The organism is Yoonia maritima (assembly GCF_003003285.1).
Lineage (GTDB): Bacteria > Pseudomonadota > Alphaproteobacteria > Rhodobacterales > Rhodobacteraceae > Yoonia > Yoonia maritima.
Genome location: NZ_PVTP01000004.1, coordinates 78,171 through 96,251 on the forward strand (window position 1 = coordinate 78,171; position 18,081 = coordinate 96,251).

18 protein-coding genes and 1 other RNA gene are annotated in these 18,081 nt (G+C 53.4%); 12 read left to right on the forward strand and 7 right to left on the reverse strand.

The genetic code is table 11. The features are described 5' to 3' along the window. Window positions 1-162: 162 nt before the first annotated feature. Together ffs and CLV80_RS07010 are read right to left on the reverse strand one after the other, a co-directional pair. Window positions 163-261, reverse strand: an RNA gene (gene ffs / locus CLV80_RS07005) — signal recognition particle sRNA small type. Between the two features lie 37 nt (window positions 262-298). Beyond that, entirely contained in the window at window positions 299-2,173 is a 1,875-nt protein-coding gene (locus tag CLV80_RS07010) for a bifunctional 2',3'-cyclic-nucleotide 2'-phosphodiesterase/3'-nucleotidase (RefSeq protein WP_106356326.1), read from the reverse strand. A gap of 89 nt (window positions 2,174-2,262) precedes the next feature. Here CLV80_RS07010 and nudC point away from each other — a divergent pair, with 89 nt between their 5' ends. Together nudC and CLV80_RS07020 are read left to right on the forward strand one after the other, a co-directional pair. Continuing rightward, a complete protein-coding gene (gene nudC, locus CLV80_RS07015) occupies window positions 2,263-3,210 on the forward strand; it encodes an NAD(+) diphosphatase (RefSeq protein WP_106356328.1) in 948 nt (315 codons plus the stop codon). 39 nt (window positions 3,211-3,249) lie between these two features. Next, window positions 3,250-3,720: an SRPBCC family protein gene (locus CLV80_RS07020; RefSeq protein WP_106356330.1), complete on the forward strand. Its 471-nt coding sequence runs from the start codon at window positions 3,250-3,252 to the stop codon at window positions 3,718-3,720. A gap of 1 nt (window position 3,721) precedes the next feature. Here the strand turns inward: CLV80_RS07020 and CLV80_RS07025 are convergent, their stop codons facing one another. Further along, complete coding sequence (locus tag CLV80_RS07025) at window positions 3,722-4,561, reverse strand: prephenate dehydratase (protein ID WP_106356332.1); 840 nt, start codon at window positions 4,559-4,561, stop codon at window positions 3,722-3,724. Window positions 4,562-4,683: 122 nt separating this feature from the next. On the opposite strand from CLV80_RS07025, the gene CLV80_RS07030 reads away from it, so the two are divergent. From CLV80_RS07030 to CLV80_RS07050, 5 genes are all read left to right on the forward strand, one after another. Then, window positions 4,684-5,199: a c-type cytochrome gene (locus CLV80_RS07030; protein ID WP_106356932.1), complete on the forward strand. Its 516-nt coding sequence runs from the start codon at window positions 4,684-4,686 to the stop codon at window positions 5,197-5,199. 167 nt (window positions 5,200-5,366) lie between these two features. Beyond that, window positions 5,367-7,283 (forward strand): extracellular solute-binding protein, encoded by a 1,917-nt coding sequence (locus CLV80_RS07035; RefSeq protein ID WP_106356334.1) that lies wholly within the window; start codon window positions 5,367-5,369, stop codon window positions 7,281-7,283. 9 nt (window positions 7,284-7,292) lie between these two features. Then, window positions 7,293-8,372 (forward strand): microcin C ABC transporter permease YejB, encoded by a 1,080-nt coding sequence (locus tag CLV80_RS07040; protein ID WP_106356336.1) that lies wholly within the window; start codon window positions 7,293-7,295, stop codon window positions 8,370-8,372. After that, window positions 8,369-9,535, forward strand: a complete 1,167-nt coding sequence (locus CLV80_RS07045) for an ABC transporter permease (protein WP_106356339.1) — start codon at window positions 8,369-8,371, stop codon at window positions 9,533-9,535. The genes CLV80_RS07040 and CLV80_RS07045 overlap by 4 nt, the downstream gene beginning before the upstream one ends. Next, on the forward strand, window positions 9,535-11,130 hold the full coding sequence (locus CLV80_RS07050; protein WP_207766531.1) for an ABC transporter ATP-binding protein: 1,596 nt from the start codon (window positions 9,535-9,537) through the stop codon (window positions 11,128-11,130). The genes CLV80_RS07045 and CLV80_RS07050 overlap by 1 nt, the downstream gene beginning before the upstream one ends. Window positions 11,131-11,203: 73 nt before the next feature. Here the strand turns inward: CLV80_RS07050 and CLV80_RS07055 are convergent, their stop codons facing one another. Then, complete coding sequence (locus tag CLV80_RS07055; protein ID WP_106356344.1) at window positions 11,204-11,629, reverse strand: hypothetical protein; 426 nt, start codon at window positions 11,627-11,629, stop codon at window positions 11,204-11,206. Between the two features lie 143 nt (window positions 11,630-11,772). Continuing rightward, on the reverse strand, window positions 11,773-13,320 hold the full coding sequence (locus CLV80_RS07060) for a D-alanyl-D-alanine carboxypeptidase family protein (protein ID WP_106356347.1): 1,548 nt from the start codon (window positions 13,318-13,320) through the stop codon (window positions 11,773-11,775). A 262-nt stretch (window positions 13,321-13,582) separates the two neighbouring features. On the opposite strand from CLV80_RS07060, the gene clpS reads away from it, so the two are divergent. From clpS to CLV80_RS07075, 3 genes are read left to right on the forward strand one after another with little or no spacing between them, the layout of a single operon-like run. Continuing rightward, window positions 13,583-13,927, forward strand: a complete 345-nt coding sequence (gene clpS / locus CLV80_RS07065; RefSeq protein WP_106356934.1) for an ATP-dependent Clp protease adapter ClpS — start codon at window positions 13,583-13,585, stop codon at window positions 13,925-13,927. Between the two features lie 24 nt (window positions 13,928-13,951). Then, window positions 13,952-14,923: a class I SAM-dependent methyltransferase gene (locus tag CLV80_RS07070; RefSeq protein ID WP_106356349.1), complete on the forward strand. Its 972-nt coding sequence runs from the start codon at window positions 13,952-13,954 to the stop codon at window positions 14,921-14,923. A gap of 20 nt (window positions 14,924-14,943) precedes the next feature. Further along, window positions 14,944-15,747: an SDR family NAD(P)-dependent oxidoreductase gene (locus CLV80_RS07075; RefSeq protein ID WP_106356351.1), complete on the forward strand. Its 804-nt coding sequence runs from the start codon at window positions 14,944-14,946 to the stop codon at window positions 15,745-15,747. Here the strand turns inward: CLV80_RS07075 and CLV80_RS07080 are convergent, their stop codons facing one another. Further along, window positions 15,748-16,134 carry a hypothetical protein gene (locus CLV80_RS07080; protein ID WP_106356354.1) on the reverse strand — a complete coding sequence of 129 codons (387 nt, stop codon included), beginning with the start codon at window positions 16,132-16,134 and terminating at the stop codon, window positions 15,748-15,750. It lies immediately after the preceding gene. A 102-nt stretch (window positions 16,135-16,236) separates the two neighbouring features. Here CLV80_RS07080 and hemF point away from each other — a divergent pair, with 102 nt between their 5' ends. Continuing rightward, window positions 16,237-17,115, forward strand: coding sequence for an oxygen-dependent coproporphyrinogen oxidase (hemF, locus tag CLV80_RS07085; RefSeq protein WP_106356356.1), 879 nt, complete (start codon window positions 16,237-16,239; stop codon window positions 17,113-17,115). Beyond that, window positions 17,106-17,747, forward strand: a complete 642-nt coding sequence (locus CLV80_RS07090) for a LysE family translocator (protein ID WP_207766533.1) — start codon at window positions 17,106-17,108, stop codon at window positions 17,745-17,747. The genes hemF and CLV80_RS07090 overlap by 10 nt, the downstream gene beginning before the upstream one ends. Here the strand turns inward: CLV80_RS07090 and CLV80_RS07095 are convergent. After that, the gene (locus tag CLV80_RS07095; RefSeq protein WP_106356358.1) at window positions 17,734-18,042 is read right to left on the reverse strand and encodes a hypothetical protein; all 309 of its coding nucleotides are present in this window, start codon (window positions 18,040-18,042) and stop codon (window positions 17,734-17,736) included. The genes CLV80_RS07090 and CLV80_RS07095 overlap by 14 nt on opposite strands. Window positions 18,043-18,081: the final 39 nt, after the last annotated feature.

Sequence of the window (18,081 nt, forward strand, 5' to 3'; positions counted from 1 at the left end):
GGACGAGGGAACGGAATTCGTTTCAGCGCACCCAAACCGGGAGAGGAGATAGTACAATCATGAATGTTCTCCTTGTTCACGGCTTGCCTTTGCGGACTCCACAAAACGGCGTCGCCGTTTCGCGGAGTCCGTGTTCGCAAAATCGCTGGGCGATTTCGCTTTAGGTGAGAGGCTGGACATCGACCCAAGTGGGGCTCGTTGTGGCTGCTTCCTTCCGGACCTGACCAGGTTGGCGAGGCACTTGCCCGCGCCAACCTCTCAATGCCCATATATGACCAGTGACGCATCAGTGCAAGCGTCAGAACGTAAAACGATAAAGATCGAAGCCGTTATCGCCTGGGCCAATGTGTGAAATTGGGCCTGTGGCGTATTTTTGCGCTGCGGGTGCAGACGCGAAGATGCCGCTTGTATCTTTGAGGTGGCTGAACTTCCAACATCGAGGTGAAAACGTGTCTAGCCCATTTTGCTGCTGGACCGATTGGATCAGAACTTCGCGTACGGAATGTTTGCTGGCGTAGATCAGATCAACGTCAGGGCATCTTGCATATCCGCCCCCGCCATTAATCCGATAGCGGTTTGCTGCGACGATGAACACATCGTTATCTTTAACCGGTTTTCCATTGTGCATAAGATTGCGCACCCGGCTGTGTGTTGTGTCAATAACGACGCCAGTCACATCAAAGCGCGCGGGCTGACTTAGGTCGATTTCATAGGATAGGCCGTGCAGGACATCACAATTATATCCGGGACTACATGCGTTGATAAGTGGTTGATCATGCTTGCCGATTGTAACCTGCAAGTAGTGCGACGCAGCGCGTTCGATCCAGTTTCGCAGTTCTTCTCCGGTGCGACGGACCGCGCATAGCTTGTCTGCGAAGGGGAATATTGCTGCTGCGTCACGTCTCGCAATTGGTCCTGATGAGATGTCGATATAATGCCCCGGTCCTGCCCAGCCACCAAATAGATAGGGCGCCGTTGCCGAAATGACGGGTAGCGCTTCGTATGGGGTGTTGGTCAGCGCTTTGATGACATGCGCGCGTTGGGCCTGTCCAAGGAGCCGTTGGCTTAGGTCTGTCCCAATTGTGGTAAAGTAGCTGTGCAGCGGATTTTTTGTTTCAGCAATAGGTTCGCGGATATGCGCGAGCGTTGCCAAATGTGCGGCGCAAACCTCTTCTTTTAGCCGCTCAGGTAATGCGCTTTCTGGTGCGAGGCCGGGATCACCTTTGGCGAGCCGGCTAGAGTGCTGATTGATTACCCAAGTGCCATCGTGCCAGCTGACGGTTAGGTCAACGACGCCAAGTCGACTGCCATAAAAGCCGGGCATGACCGTTGGCTTGCCATGCAATGTCCCTGCGATCGGATCAACAAGGTTGCTGGATTTTCGGTCGGGGTCTGGGAAAAATTCATGGGTATGCCCGGTAAGGATGACATCAATGCCATCAACGCCAGCAAGCGGCACAGCCGCGTTTTCCATGCCATAAACATGATCGCTTGGTCCAATGCCAGAGTGGCAAAGCGCAACAACAATATCAGCCCCTTCTGACTTTAACTGAGGCACGATTTGCACAGCGCAATCGACAATATCAGTCGTATCCGCGGCACGGCCCAGCGTATCAGGGTTCCAGTGTGTGACTTGCGGTGGAAGGAAGCCAACGACTCCAATGTTAATGGGGCGTGATATGCCGTCGCTGCATGTGATTTCGCGGGCCAATATCGCGTATGGCTGCGCGACCTGCGGCCTGTCGTGAAGACGCAAGTTCGCACAGGTGATCGGAAACTGTGCATTTGACAGTGCGCTGCGCAGAAACGAAATCCCATAGTCAAACTCGTGATTCCCCAAAGCCACCGCATCATAACCAAGCACATTCATAGCTGCGATCATCGGGTGTGTGTTGTTATCATCCGAGTGTGTTGAGAGATAGTCAGCGAGCGGGTTCCCCTGCAAGAAATCCCCGTTATCCATCAGTAACGATGTTACATGAGGCTCAGCGCGTAGTGCTGCAATTTTGTTCGCCAGCCGGATAAGCCCCGTGGTTTTGTCGGGGTGATCTGCGAAATAGTCGTAGTCAAGGATCTGCATATGCAGGTCCGTTGTCTCCATGATGCGCAGGTGTCCCGTCGGCATGGCGTTCCTTTGACTGCGTTGGGGTAAAGCGGCAAGTTTTGTATTCATTTCATGACTATAGGCCGTGCGCGGGTGGGCGCCAGCGCCGAATTGCGGAATGAATTGAACTTCTTAAGGCGTCATGGCATTTCAGTATTATGAAAATTGCAGAGACAGTGACATTTGGTGGGTCTGGATTAAACCGCGCAGCCCATTTACGTGCTCAGGCGGCGGAACTTGTTCAAGATAGACGTGCACGTGCGATTCTTTTGTGGCGTGGGAAACCGATGCTGATGGGTGATGCGCTGACGCGTGTGCCTTTGGATCATCCGATGTTAACCGACGCTGGTGCCGATATGGTGTTTTTGGGGCAGGACCCGGACGCCGTGTTCGCGGCAGATTTGTCGGGGTGGACCCCGCAAGGTTTAGCTGACGAAACTTTAGATAGTTTCCTTGATGCGTCCGAGCAACGTCATCCCGCAGCGCCCGAAGACGCCAGTTTTCGTGAATTGCGCACAGTGATGACGCAGCTTAGCCCTTGTGACGCTGAATTAGCAGCGACAGCGCGCGCGATTTTCGGATGGCACCTGTCCCACCGGTTTTGCGCGCGGTGTGGTCAGGAAAGCCAGTTCTCTATGGGGGGGTGGCAAAGGGACTGCCCGGCATGCGGCGGCCACCATTTCCCGCGCACAGACCCCGTTGTCATTATGCTTATTACACATGGGAATTCTGTTTTGCTGGGGCGCTCTCCGGGGTGGCCAGAGGGGATGTATTCTTTACTGGCAGGGTTCGTGGAGCCGGGCGAAACAATGGAGGCGGCGGTGCGTCGCGAAGTGCTGGAGGAGGCTGGGATTGAAGTTGGCGAAGTCTCATATCTTGCTAGCCAGCCTTGGCCATTCCCATCGTCTTTAATGTTTGGTTGTGCCGGAACCGCGACGAGCACAGACATTACAATTGACCCAGTCGAAATTGAGGATGCAAAATGGGTGTCACGCGAAGATATCGCGCGTTCCTTTTCCGGGCAGCACTCAGAGATACTTCCGGCACGAAAGGGCGCGATCGCGCATTTTTTGCTGGAAAACTGGTTGGCAGATCGACTTGATTAACTAATAAGCGTTAAGAACGTCCCTAAAAGGATCCCAATTATGAAATTCAGCACTCGAGAGGACATTGAAGCACCTGCTGATTATGTTTTCGCGCATGTCACTGATTTTGCTGGATTTGAGCGGCGTGCGTTGCGTTATGGGGCGCAAGTGTCACGCGTGGGACAGGACCAAGGTGCGCCAACCGCAGGCACTGAATGGGAAATTGCGTTCAAGTTCCGCGGCCGAAACCGAACGCTTGATGCTAAGTTGACCGAATTTTCCGCCCCCGTTGGGTATCAGGTTACTGGCGTGACAGACGGTATGCACATTGTCACTGACATTGAATTGGTCTCGCTGTCGCCGACGCGCACACGTCTTTTGGTTGGCGTCGATTTGCGGTCGAAATCATTCACCGCGCGCCTTGTCATTCAATCAATGAAACTCGCGAAGGCCAAGCTGAACAAGCGGTTTCGTGCCCGCGTTCTAGAGTTTTCCGAAGATATTGAAGAAGGTTACCGCAAGGGGCAGTAACCTATTTTTCGTGCCGTCGTGCAGCCGCTGGGTAAACGCCCATCACGTGTAGCTTGTCGGTAAAGTAGTTCAGTTCTTCTAGCGCAAGCTGCACACTGCGATCATCGGGATGGCCTTCGATCTCGGCGTAGAATTGGGTCGCGGTAAAGTGGCCGTCTACCATGTAGCTTTCCAGCTTGGTCATGTTCACGCCGTTGGTCGCGAAACCGCCCATCGCCTTATAAAGTGCGGCGGGAATGTTGCGGACGCGAAAAACGAAGCTTGTCATCATACCATGCTTGCCGCGTTTACGATAATCCGGTTCACGGGACATAATCAAAAATCGTGTTGTATTTCGGTCATGATCCTCGATGTGGCGGGCCAGCACCTTTAAGTCATAGATTTCAGCAGCCAATTCTGAGGCAAGTGCCGCCACAGTTACATCATTGCCTTCAGATACTTCGCGCGCGGCGCGCGCGTTATCAGTACTAGTATGGCCATGGATTCGATTTTCGCGCAAAAAACCGGCGCATTGTGGTAAAATAACCGGGTGACCATAGGCATCAGTTATATCGTCTAACTTAGCAGTTTTTTTGCCTAGCAAGTTCACGTGCACACGAACAAAGGTTTCGTCAACGATATGTAAACCGCTTTCAGGCAGAAGTGAGTGAACATCTGCGACACGGCCATAGGTCGAATTTTCAACAGCAATCATGCCCAGCGTTGCGTCGCCTTTGCGTACGGCTTCGATGGCGTCTTCAAACGTCCGGCAGGGAAGGGGATCAAAATCGGGGCGTGCAGCGGCACAAGCCTCGTGTCCGTATGCGCCAAGTTCTCCTTGGAATGCGATTTTTTGCGTCATAAACGTGCCCTCCGAACGGCACCCGTAAAAAAAATGGGCGATTGGTCGCGGCAGTATACCTTGCAACCGGGTATGGGAAGCGGATACATAGCCTGAAAACTGTGAACTGAATGGAACGCGACATGTTCGACACAATGACTTTGACCAAAGTAATCGGCGGCCTGTGCGGCACCTTTCTGGTTTTCTTGCTCGGCTCTTGGGCTGGCGACCTAATTTACGCGACTGGCGGTGGCCACGGCGATCATGCGCAAGCATATGTGATCGAAGTCGCAAGCGCAGATGCGTCTGAAGAAGTTGTCGAAGAAGTCGACTTTTCACTGATTATGGCATCCGCCAGCGCTGCAGACGGCGAGGGTGTATGGCGCAACTGTCGTTCTTGCCACTCTCTTGAACCTGGTGTGAACTCGACTGGTCCGTCGCTTTACGGCGTTGTTGGTCGCCCTGTTGGCGCCGCAGAAGGCTTTAACTACTCTGGCTCTCTTGTTGCTGTGGCTGACGTTTGGGACGCAGATCACCTAAACGGCTTCCTTGAGAACCCGAAAGGTTATGCGCCGGGTACTGCCATGGGGTACAACGGTCTGCGTAAAATCGAAGATCGGGCAAACCTGATCGCGTATTTGGATAGCCTTGACGATTAATTACGAAAACATGCGTATTTAAAGGGCCGCTCCGTTAACGGGCGGCCTTTTTTGTTGCCGAATTCTTGGTGAACACGGCGTGATCGCGTATTCTCAACTTGAATGTTTACCAGACTGTCACGTAGCCTTGTGGTTAATAAATTGCTTTGCCGTAACCGGAGATAAGAATGCAGAAGCGACCCCAAGCCCGTGCTATTGCCTTAAAACGTGAAAATGAAACGGGTCGGTTAATTTATCTTATTGCAGGGTCTTCCATTTGCTTTGCTGGGCTTATGTTCGGAAGTGCTGGCTTCGCAGAAACCCAAGAAACAGTGATCGAAAGCCACGGGTACAACGAATACGGTGACCTGAAATATGGCCCAAACTTTACGCATTTGGATTACGTCACCCCCGATGCCCCCGTCGGGGGTGAAGTAAGCATTTCATGGAGCGGCACATTCGACAATATGAACCCATTCGCCACGTTAAGTGGAACGCCCGGGTTGATGTCGTCAATGATGTGGGAAACCTTGATGACCGGCACTGACGATGAAGTTGGTTCTTCGTATTGTCTGTTGTGCACCACGATTGAATATCCTGAAGATCAATCTTGGGTCATCTTTAATCTACGTGATGATGTCGTTTTTTCCGACGGAACACCCATGACTGCGGATGATGTAATTTACACGCATGAACTTATACGTGAACAGTCGACCCCTTCGTATCGCGCCGGAATGATCCAGCTTGTTGAAAGCTACGAAGCAATTGGCGACTATACAGTTAAGTTTTCGTTTTCCGATGACGCACCCGTTCGTGGCCGGATTTCCCAGATGGGCGGACAGCCAATTATGTCTAAGGCGTGGTTTGAAGAAACGGGTGCACGATTGGACGAACCATTAATGGAAACATCGCCAGGTACAGGCGAATATATGATCGGTTCGGTCGACCCGGGACGTCAAATTATTTATTCACGCAACCCCGATTACTGGGGTGAGAACGTTCCAATCAATGTGGGGCGCGGCAATTACGATTCGATTCGGATTGAATATTTTGCGGATTCTTCTGCCGCGTTTGAGGCGTTTAAGGCAGGTGAATTTACATTCCGGCGGGAAACGAGCTCTTTGAACTGGGCAACAGCATACGATTTTCCTGCGTTGGAAAATGGTTCAGTCGTTCGTGATACGTTGGACGATGGGACGCTGGCTGCAGCAACCGGCTTTGTCTTCAATTTGCGTCGTGCGAAGTTCCAAGATCGCAACGTGCGTCGTGCGTTGGGTTTGATGTTCAATTTCACGTGGACGAATGAAAACTTACAGTACGGATTATTTCAACAGCGCGAGAGTTTTTGGGAAAATGATCGCTTAAAAGCGACTGGGCTACCCGAAGGCCGTGAGCTTGAAATACTCGAAAGTGTCCGCGAATTTCTTCCGACCGAGATTTTCACCGAAGAGGCTTTCTTGCCCCATCAAAGCGGTGAACGCGCACTTGATCGTAACAACCTTCGGCAGGCGCTCGTGTTGATGGAAGCGGGCGGGTACACAAACGGCGATGACGGGCTTTTGCGGGACGCAAACGGTAATACACTCGACGTTGAGTTCTTAGAGACACGTCAAAGTTTTGATCGTGTTATCACCCCTTATATCGAAAATTTGGAACGTCTCGGTGTTAACATCACCTATAACCGTGTTGATCCGTCGCAGTATCAGGCGCGTACGCAAGAAAATGATTTCGACATGATCTTCAGCTATTACCTTAATGGCCTGCAAGAAGGCCGCGGGCTGGATCAGCGGTATGGGTGTGAAGACAAAGATGACATCTTTAACCCTGCTGGACATTGCTCAGAGGCAGTCGATGCGATCGCGAAACTTGTCGCTGATGCAAAAGATTACGACGAAATGTCAGCAGGGGTACGCGCGGTTGATCGCATTATGCGCCATGACTACTTCATGGTTCCCGTGTGGACACAAAGCAAGAATTGGGTCGCCTATTACGACATGTATGAATACCCAAGCAACCTACCCGAATTTGGTTTGGGCTATTTAGATTACTGGTGGATCAATCAAGACAAAGCAGACGCGTTGACCGCGGCTGGCGCGTTCCAGTAAAGAACTGACATGGGCGCCTATATTCTCCGACGTTTACTGCTCGTTATTCCCACGCTTTTGGGAATTATGATTATTAACTTTGCATTGATTCAGTTTGTGCCCGGTGGCCCGATTGAGCAAATCCTCGCGAACCTCGAAGGGAACGGTGACGTTTTCGAGGGAATTTCAGGTGGGGGCGGGGACGCCAGTTTTGGTGGCGAAGCTGAAAGCGAATACATCGGTGGCCGCGGCCTGCCGCCTGAGTTCATCGCTGAGCTAGAGCGCGAATTCGGTTTTGATAAACCGCCGCTCGAACGCTTTTTGAACATGATGTGGAACTACATGCGTTTTGATTTCGGCGAGAGCTACTTTCGCTCGATCAGCGTGTTCGATCTGGTGATGGAGAAAATGCCAGTGTCCATAACGCTTGGGCTTTGGTCGACCTTGATCGCCTATTTCGTGTCGATCCCACTGGGAATCAAAAAGGCGGTACGCGATGGGTCATCCTTTGATACGTGGACATCTGGTGCGATTATCGTTGGCTATGCGATCCCCGGTTTCTTATTCGCGATCTTGTTAATCGTGCTTTTTGCAGGCGGTTCATACTGGCGTTTGTTCCCGCTGCGTGGCCTGACATCTTCGGATTTCGACCAACTCAGCCTGATCGGCAAAGCGGCTGATTACCTGTGGCACATCGCTCTGCCAGTCTTTGCCTCAACGATTTCCGCATTCGCCACATTGACGTTGCTGACCAAGAACAGCTTTTTGGACGAGATCAAAAAGCAATATGTGATCACCGCCAAGGCAAAAGGCCTGTCAGAGCGCAAAGTGCTGTATGGCCATGTCTTCCGGAACGCGATGCTGATCGTGATTTCCGGATTTCCAGCGTTGTTCATCGGCGTGTTCTTTGGTGGCTCGCTGATTATCGAAACGCTGTTTTCGCTGGATGGGCTAGGGCGTTTGGGCTTTGAAGCCGCCGTTGCGCGCGACTATCCCGTTGTCTTCGGAACACTTTTTGCGTTCTCGTTGATTGGTCTTGTGGTTGGGATTATCACCGATCTGACTTACGTTTTCATCGATCCGCGTATCAATTTTGAGGCTCGCGGATGAAGATGCTATCGCCCCTAAACCAACGCCGCTGGCGGAATTTCAAGCGGAACCGTCGTGCGGTCTGGTCGCTGATTATCTTTAGCATACTCTTTGGATTGTCGCTCATGGCCGAGTTCATCGCCAATGATAAGCCGATCGCCGTCAGCTATCGCGGCGAAATTCGGATGCCAATCTTTAGCTTCTATTCAGAGCGTGACTTTGGCGGCGATTTCCCGACCGAGGCGGTCTACAAAGATGCCGAAGTTGAATGCCTGATCGTGACGGGTGGGTTGGACAGCTGTTTCGACGACCCTGAAAGTCTGATCCAAGCCGTTGATGATGGGCAGACGCTCGAGGGCGATTTCGATAAGGGCTGGGTCATTTGGCCGCTGATCCCCTATTCCTATAAGACAATCGTGGATGTGAAGGGCGTTGCCCCAGCCCCACCAAGCGCAGACAATTGGCTAGGGACAGATGATACGAAGCGCGATGTTGTGGCACGTGTCATCTATGGTTTCCGCCTTTCCATCGCTTTTGCGTTGATGGTGACAGTTGCATCGTCGCTGATCGGGATCGTCGCTGGTGCTGTTCAGGGTTATTTTGGCGGTTGGACTGACCTGATTTTCCAGCGTTTCATCGAAATATGGACAGGAACCCCATCGCTGTATGTGATCATTATCGTGTTCGCGATCTTGGGGCGAAGTTTCTGGCTGCTTGTGTTTTTGACGGTGCTGTTCGGCTGGCCTGCTTTGGTCGGCGTTGTCCGGGCGGAATTTTTGCGTGCGCGTAACCTTGAATACGTGCGTGCCGCCAAGGCGCTTGGCGTAAGGGATCGCACGATCATGTTCCGCCACATGCTGCCAAACGCAATGGTCGCAACGGTGACGATGCTGCCTTTCTTGGTGACCGGTGCAATCGCGACCCTGGCATCACTAGATTTCTTGGGCTTTGGTTTGCCTTCATCGGCGCCGTCCTTGGGCGAGATGACATTGCAGGCCAAGCAGAACTTGCAGGCCCCTTGGTTGGGGTTCACGGCTTTCTTTACCTTTGCGATTATGTTGTCGCTGCTGGTGTTTATCTTTGAAGGCGTGCGCGACGCGTTTGACCCGCGCAAAACCTTTGTCGCTGACGGCAAGGTTGATGCGGCTGATCTGCCCTTTGGCAACGAAAACGGGGCAGAATAATGACTGCGGTATTAGATGTGCGCGACCTGCGCGTGGCGTTTCGCCAAGATGGCGGTGTGACACATGCGGTGCGCGGCGTGTCGTTTCAGGTCCACAAAGGTGAAACCGTTGCCTTGGTCGGTGAATCCGGTTCGGGAAAGTCTGTCACTGCTTTGTCTACGGTGCAGTTGCTAGACGACAGCGCGGTCATGGCCGGGTCGATCAAATACAACGCTGAGGAAATGGTTGGCGCAGATGAAAGCGCCCTGCGCCGCGTGCGTGGGAATGACATCAGCTTTATCTTCCAAGAGCCGATGACATCGCTCAACCCGCTGCACACGCTTGAAAAACAGCTCGCGGAAAGCATCGAACTGCACCAAGGCATTCGCGGTCCGGCGGTGCGTGAACGCATTTTAGAATTACTTAAACGAGTTGGTATCCGCGATGCTGAAAGCCGCCTAAATGCCTATCCACATCAGCTGTCCGGTGGGCAACGCCAGCGTGTCATGATCGCGATGGCGCTCGCGAATGGACCTGAACTGCTGATCGCGGATGAGCCGACGACAGCGTTGGATGTCACCATTCAGGCGCAAATTCTGGAGCTGCTTGCTGAACTCAAGCGTGACGAAGGCATGTCGATGCTTTTCATCACACACGACCTCACGATCGTGCGCAAAATCGCAGATCGTGTTTGTGTGATGAAAGATGGCGAAATTGTTGAGGCTGGCCCCACAGCCGAGATTTTCGCGAACCCACAGCATCCTTATACACAAACGCTTTTGGCGGCGGAATCGACTGGTCTGCCAGAGCCCGTCGCGCCGGATGCTCCGATTATTTTAAGCACGGACAAAACACGAATTTGGTTTCCGATCCACGCCGGGCTGTTGAAACGTACTGTCGGCCACGTGAAAGCGGTGAACGAGGCGACGCTGAACATCAGGGCAGGGGAAACGCTGGGCGTTGTCGGCGAAAGCGGGTCGGGTAAAACGACGCTCGCGCTTGCTGTGATGCGATTGATCCGGTCTGAAGGACAGATCGCGTTTCAAGGCAAGGATATTCATGGGCTGAGCCCCAAACAAATGCGCCCATTGCGCAGCGAAATGCAAATTGTGTTTCAAGATCCCTATGGCTCGCTTAGTCCGCGCATGACAGTGGCCGAGATCATTGCCGAAGGGCTGGGGGTTCACGGCGTTGATCCGGGCCGCAACCGTCGCGACATGGTGTCCGAGATCATGGGCGAGGTTGGTTTGGATCCGGCCACGATGGACCGCTATCCACATGAGTTTTCAGGCGGTCAACGCCAGCGGATCGCGATTGCACGCGCAATGATCCTGCGTCCTAAATTGCTGATTTTGGACGAACCCACCAGCGCATTGGATATGACCGTGCAGGTGCAGATCGTGCAGCTGCTTCGTGACCTCCAGCAAAAATACGGGCTGGCCTATTTGTTCATCAGTCACGACCTAAAGGTCGTGCGTGCTCTGTCACATAAGGTGATGGTGATGAAACAAGGTGACGTGGTCGAGGCCGGTGACGCCGATGCGATTTTCGATGCACCGCAAACCGAATACACGCGCGCGCTGATGGCGGCAGCGTTTGAGGGTAAGGTGGTTTGAAAGGGCGAAACCTTGGAGCTAATTCCTTGAATGTGGAGTTAACAACCGTTCACCCACGGACCATTTTGGTGATTTAGCCTTTGTACAGAGCGACAGCTTCGAGCATGTTTTGAAACTCCATTTGATTGACCGCTGGCCAATGCAAATCCTCGTTGCGTGAATTGTAGAAGCTTTTGAGTGAACGATAAATTGGAAGAATAACTTCTTTGAAGTCTCCGGAGGCTTGGTAATACACTACGTTTGAAGCTGATACGCCCTTATCGATAGTGATTGTGAAGACGTCAGTTTGACGTGCTATCGACATCAGGTAGTAAGCTGGCTCGAGGCTCAACCAGACCTGTCGCTTGTTCTCATAAGTGAGAAGCTGTGAAAGGGCGATCATGGTGTCGTTGATGAAGTCATTTGGAACATTAGATACGATCACTTCGAAGCGATGTATGTCGTCAGTAATCGTGAGTTCGACCCAACCATGTTCTGGTGTGCCCAGAGAAAATTTCATTTTAACTCCTGCACCAAAAGATGCGAGCAACTAGGTTATCTACCAGTATGGCCGATTGGTCACGGTGAGATGTGACCCACTTCGAGTTTTATGCTGGCTTTCATCTTTCCACACGCAAGTGCGTGTGGAAAGAGAACTTATAATTAACCCTCAGATCCAATCATAAAACATGTCGTGCCACGTGCTTGTAGGCGGCGGCAGGCTAGATCGGCACCTTCGCGGCTTAGTCCCATAAAGTTGGCATCAAACCCACCTGAGCGTTGCACGACCCGGCGGAGTGCGCCGTCTAATGTGCTCATCTCGTTCAAGGCTACGCGTAGCAAGACGCGTTCGGCGTCATAGCGGCTGTTATAACGCCCAACGTTCACGCCCCAGTGGCGGCCGCCGGAGGTTGAAATACGCGTCACCACTTCTGGCCCGGCATCTGCGACAACGGCTACAGGTGCAGCAGGTTTGGCTGCGGGTGCTTCGACCGCTGCAACCGCTGTCGTTTGCAGGCTCGCTGGGCGAAGGTGCGGCGTTACCACTGGTGTGTCGGTGGCGATCTGAGTGGCAACTGCTGGTGCTGTTGTTGCAATTGCTTGAGGCGCGGCTTCGGCGACGACAACCGTTTCTGTTTGTGGTTTAGGCTCGGCCATTGCTTCGGCCAGTGCGGCGTTAATGGCGTCGTTTAGCACGTCATCAACTACGGCGGTTTCGGCTGCTGCGACAAGAATTTCGGCGACTGGTGCAGTTGGCACCGGTCGCGCAACCGGTCGCAAGCTGCGGCTCACAAGCCCAGATTGACGGGTGGCAGAACGGCCTTGTGTCGCAGGGGCGCTTGTCAGCATTGCTGCTGGCGGGTTTGGTCGACGGATCGTCGCGCGTGATGGCGCACGGTTAAAGCCCATATCCATGAGCTCTGTGACCCGAGCGTTACGTGCCGTCGTTGACGACCCGCCAAACACGGTCACGATGATCCGTTCTTGGCCACGCTGCGCGGATGCAACAAGGTTAAAACCTGCCGCACGGGTGTAACCTGTTTTGATGCCGTCCCCGCCATCGTAGCTGTCCAGCCAGCGACGATTGGTATGGCGAACGGTTGCAATCCCGGCGTCTGCGGTGCGGCGCGAGAACAGGTTATAATACTGCGGGAAGTCATAGATCACGTGGCGACCTAGCACCGACATATCGCGTGCGGTCGACATGTGGCCTGACTGGGTCAGCCCGTGCGCGTTCACAAACGTTGTGTTGCGCATACCCATTGCGCGCGCGGTCCGGTTCATGCGTGTGGCAAACGCTTCTTCGGATCCGGCGATGGCTTCGCCTATGGCGGTGGCCGCGTCGTTGGCAGATTTCACAGCTGCGGCGCGTAGCAAATAGCGCAGGCGGATCGTTTGCCCTGCACGCACACCCAGCTTGGAAGGCGGCTCTGACGCAGCGTTTCGGCTGATCCGTACTTCGGTGTCCAACGTGATTTCGCCGCGTTCGATCGCTTGGAATGCGATGTAGAGCGTCATCATTTTGGTCAACGACGCTGGATGGAGCCGGGTGTCAGCATTGCGTGAATGCAGAACCTCACCTGTGCGAGCGTCCATCACCATCGCTGCATAGGGTGCAGCAGATGCGCTGATGGGCGCAATCAAAGTTACGATTAAGAATGCGAATAGATACAGCCCCTTTAGGGCCAATTGTCCCGGACGACTTGCCACGTCGTTTTGCCTCTTATATTTACTGCCTCTGGTCCCGAATTTTTTCGGTGACCTTATTTTTATGAAATGACGCTAACATAAGATGACTTTTCAGAAAATACCCTAAATTCAAAGACTTTTCTGGTGATCATAATGCAGTATTTAGCACATGTTGTGTCGTTGTAAGGGTTCACCCCTAAATGGCCGATTTGCCTTTCGAAGGAGGGGGTTTTCACATCCGACTCCGATCCTATATATGATGTTCACCAAACAGGGCGATGCGATGTTGGCTGATTTTTACATGATGGCAGATAAAAGGGGCGACGATGATGGCGGCGACCTTGGGGTTGCGCTTGAGACAAAGCCAAAGACCAAACGCCCCCCGATGTACAAGGTCATGATCCTGAACGACGATTTCACGCCTATGGAATTTGTGGTCATGGTGTTGGAACGGTTTTTTGGCCTGTCCCATGCCCAAGCGTTTGAAATCATGTTGACCGTCCACAAGAAGGGTATTGCAGTCGTTGGTGTCTTTAGTCATGAGATCGCGGAAACCAAGGTTGCGCAGGTGATGGATTTCGCCCAGCGTCACCAGCACCCTTTGCAATGCACGATGGAGAAAGAATAACGCCTGGTCGTTATTCGAAATAACATGTCACAGTCTCGTTTAAGTACCGCCCTTGATGACGGCCTTTTGGTAGTGCCTGACGGTAAGATCGCAATCATGCGTCCGTCAGCCACTTATGATGTTTCCGGGCTTGAGCGCGATGCAGTTCAGATCGTGCATGGCTTTTACCCAGATTATACTGCTTGGGAAAATGCGGGTTATCCCGTGTCGCAAGAGTTGGGTAAAGTTGCGGTCGCCATTGTGGTTGTCCCACGCGCAAAGGCGCTGGCTCGTGCGATGGTGGCAAAGGCATGTGAGATGGCCGATGTGGTTGTCGTTGACGGGCAAAAGACGGATGGCGTTGATAGTGTTTTCAAAGAATGCCGCAAGCGCCTAGGCGCGTTGCCTTCGATCACCAAAGGGCACGGACGTATCTTTTGGTTTGCTGCGACGGATGCTTTCGCTGATTGGGCTGCCCCGCCACCAGAAAAGGGCGAGCACGAGTATTTCACCACGGCTGGCGTGTTCTCAGATGGGGCGATCGATGTTGGATCTGCGTTGCTTGCCGCTGCGCTGCCAACGAAATTGCCCGCGCGGGTGGCCGATCTTGGGGCCGGCTGGGGATACCTAGCAGGGCCAGTTCTTGAGCGTGCAGGCGTGCAATCACTTGATATGATCGAAGCAGAAGCGCTGTCAGTTGCTTGCGCCAAGATGAATGTGACGGATCCGCGTGCGACCTTGCACTGGGCCGATGCCACGCAATTCCAACCTGATGCCGCCTATGACGGTGTCGTTATGAACCCACCGTTTCACACGGGCCGGGCCTCTGATCCGTCGCTTGGCCGTGCCTTTATCCAATCTGCTGCCCGTATGCTTGCCCCGCATGGCAAGCTGTGGATGGTTGCGAACCGCCATCTTCCTTATGAAACAACCTTGTCCGAATGTTTCCGTAATGTGGACATGATTGGCGGGAATGGTGCGTTCAAGATTTTTCATGCCAATCGGCCACTGCGCTAGCAAGGCCAAGGAGTAACGCGATGTCCTTTTCTATCTCTGGCAAAACCGCCATTGTCACGGGCGCTGCCAATGGTGTCGGTCTCGCGATCGGTCGCCATTTCGTGCAAGAAGGCGCGAACGTTGTATTCGCTGATATGGACGAAAAAGCCCTGTGTCACGAAATGGGCGACGCCGCTGATAAAGAAGAGAACGTGCGCACATTTGCGGGCGATCTACGCAAAAAGCTGACGATCGCGAACCTGCTTTCTGCGACGATTGACGCGTTCGAGCGTGTCGACATTTTGGTGAACGCATCGCGGCAGGTTCTAAAGACAGACCCGCTTGATCCCGATGATAATAGTGTCGAAGAACTGTTGCAGCAGAATACATTGACAGCGTTGCGCGTCAGTCAAGCTGTTGCGCGAAAGATGATTAAACAAGCTGGCGATGAGGCAAGCGGGCATGTTGGTTCAATCGTGAACATCAGTTCAATTGCGGCACGGCGTACCCACCCTGAATTGCTGGCCTATTCGGTCAGTTCGGCGGCGCTAGAACAGATGACACGGTCAATGGCTGTTGCTTTGGCACCGAATGGTATCCGCGTGAATGCTGTCGCATTCGGAAGCGTCATGAGCGCGAGCTTGAAAGGGTCTCTCAAGGGGTGCGATGAAGACCGTGAGGCAATCGTGGACAGTACACCATTGCACCGCATCGCAAGTCCCGGCGAAGTATCAGATGCCGTGCAATATCTGTCGTCTGATGCGTCCAGCTTTGTGACTGGACAGATCATCACGGTTGACGGTGGCCGGACCTTGTTGGACCCAGCCGCCGTTTCTTGTCACTAATTATTCAGGATGGATCGCGATACACTGCGCGACCATCCGGTCAGAATTTGTCTCGGCTTGGGTCAATCGGCGCTCTAGCTGGTTCAGCTTCGTCTGTTCAGCGTTCAGATCAATTGAAATCGGACGTGTTGTCGTGAATGTCTCTGTCTCATTGCACGGATAAGTGAACGTTTCGTCGTCTTTATTGCGCCCTCTGCAGGTTTTTGTCAGCGTGCGCACATCTGTGCTTTCGGCCAGTGCATAACCCCGTGCTAAATTGCCACGTGCTTCGCTGATGAGGTTGCGAAGTACGTAAACATCACGGTTTGCATCGCTTATGCATTGTTCGCGTGGCGTTGCGCAGGCAGTGAGCGCAAGAAGCGGTAGTATGATGAGAGCAGGGCGCATGGTATTCTCCGAGTGTTGATCTAGATCATCGTTAGCTGATTGATATCCTGCAAAGAAGCTAAGATAGACTGTTATTCAATATCACAGCGCGAAGGAGCGGGCATGTCAAACGGGTTTGAAGCAGAAAAGAGCAAGGCATCGGCTTGGTTTCGCACGTTACGTGATGAGATTGTCGCCGCCTTTGAGGCGCTAGAAGACCGCCAACACAGCGATGCGCCCGCAGGCCGGTTCGAAGTAACCGCGACTAAGCGCGCATCTGATAACGGTGCGGATGCTGGCGGCGGGCTAATGTCCGTGATGCGCGGTGGTCGCGTGTTTGAAAAGGTCGGTGTGAACGTTTCGACTGTATATGGCCAGCTTGGTGAGGCCGCGCAGAAATCTATGGCTGCACGCGGTGTTCCCGGTATGGATGAAGATCCGCGTTTTTGGGCCTCGGGAATTTCCTTAGTTGCGCATATGCAAAACCCGCATGCTCCGGCAGTGCACATGAACACCCGCATGTTCTGGACACCCCACGCATGGTGGTTTGGCGGCGGCTCCGATCTGAATCCATGCATCGAATACGACGAGGATACCGCCCATTTCCATGCTGTGCAGCAGGAATACCTCGATCCGCATGGCGATGATCTTTATCCACGCCTAAAGGAATGGGCCGACGAATATTTCTACATCCCGCATCGCAACCGCGCGCGTGGAGTGGGGGGCATATTCATGGATGATCGTTGCACAGGTGACTGGGAAGCAGATTTTGCACTTACCCAAGACATCGGGCGCGCGTTCTTGCCCGCCTATGTGCCTTTGGTTGATAAGCGTCGTGAAACCGTTTGGACCGACGCTGACAAAGATACGCAACTGATACATCGCGGGCTTTATGCGGAATATAACCTTGTCTACGATCGTGGTACTAAATTTGGCCTAGCGACCGGGCACGATGCAAACGCTGTACTGATGAGCCTACCCCCGATGGCCAAATGGGTCTGAGCGGCATCGACCCTGCGGCGCTGCTTGCCTTTGCGGGTACTGCGATGCTGATTGAATTAACCCCCGGTCCCAATATGGTTTATCTGGCTGTTGTCGCAGCTAGTCAGGGGCGTAGGTTAGGGTTTGCTGCTGTTGCGGGTGTCGCGCTTGGCCTCGCGCTGGTCGGGGTCGCTGCGGCACTTGGTTTGGCGGCGATCATCAATGCTTCTCCTACTTTATTTCAGGCACTGCGGTTTGGTGGCGTGGCTTACATGCTATGGTTGGCGTGGGATGCCTGGCGCGATGCAGACGAACCGGTGAAAGAGGTGGCAGGCGGAATCGCTGCGCGTACCTATTTTCGACGTGGGATGATTACTAACCTGCTGAACCCAAAGGCGGCGGTGTTTTACGTCGCGATTCTTCCTAGCTTTGTGAGCCCAGGAACGACGGTGATGTCCCAGACGCTTGCGCTATCCGCTGTGTTCGTTCTCGTTGCAACCACGATCCATGCAATAATTGTCGCTATGGCGGGGACGGCGCAGGTTTTGTTAGAAGACGAAAAGCGTAGCCAATTTATTCGACGCGCACTTGCGCTTGCGCTTGTTGGTGTCGCGCTGTGGTTTGGCTGGTCGACGACCCTTAGTCAACCGTAACAAATTTGGGCCCGTCGATGCTGCGCCCTTGCGTTTCGAGCGGCGGCGCAACCTCTGCTGGGTTACCTTTCGCTATCTGCCGCAGCATCATCCCAGCCAATTCTGGAGAAATCTCTCCATTTGTTGAATCGCTAAGCATCCGCGCGGCGCGGTCTGGGGCAAAGTGAACCATGGCGCGCGCAATGCGCATCGATGTTAGCCCCTCTGGACGCTCCACGCCAAGCGGCGCAGAAAGTGCTGACCGTTCAACAGCGGTTGCAGGCACAAGCCCAATCCAACCAATGACCATGATCATCAGGCCGACCCAAGCGCTGCGTATGCCATGAAAAACGAG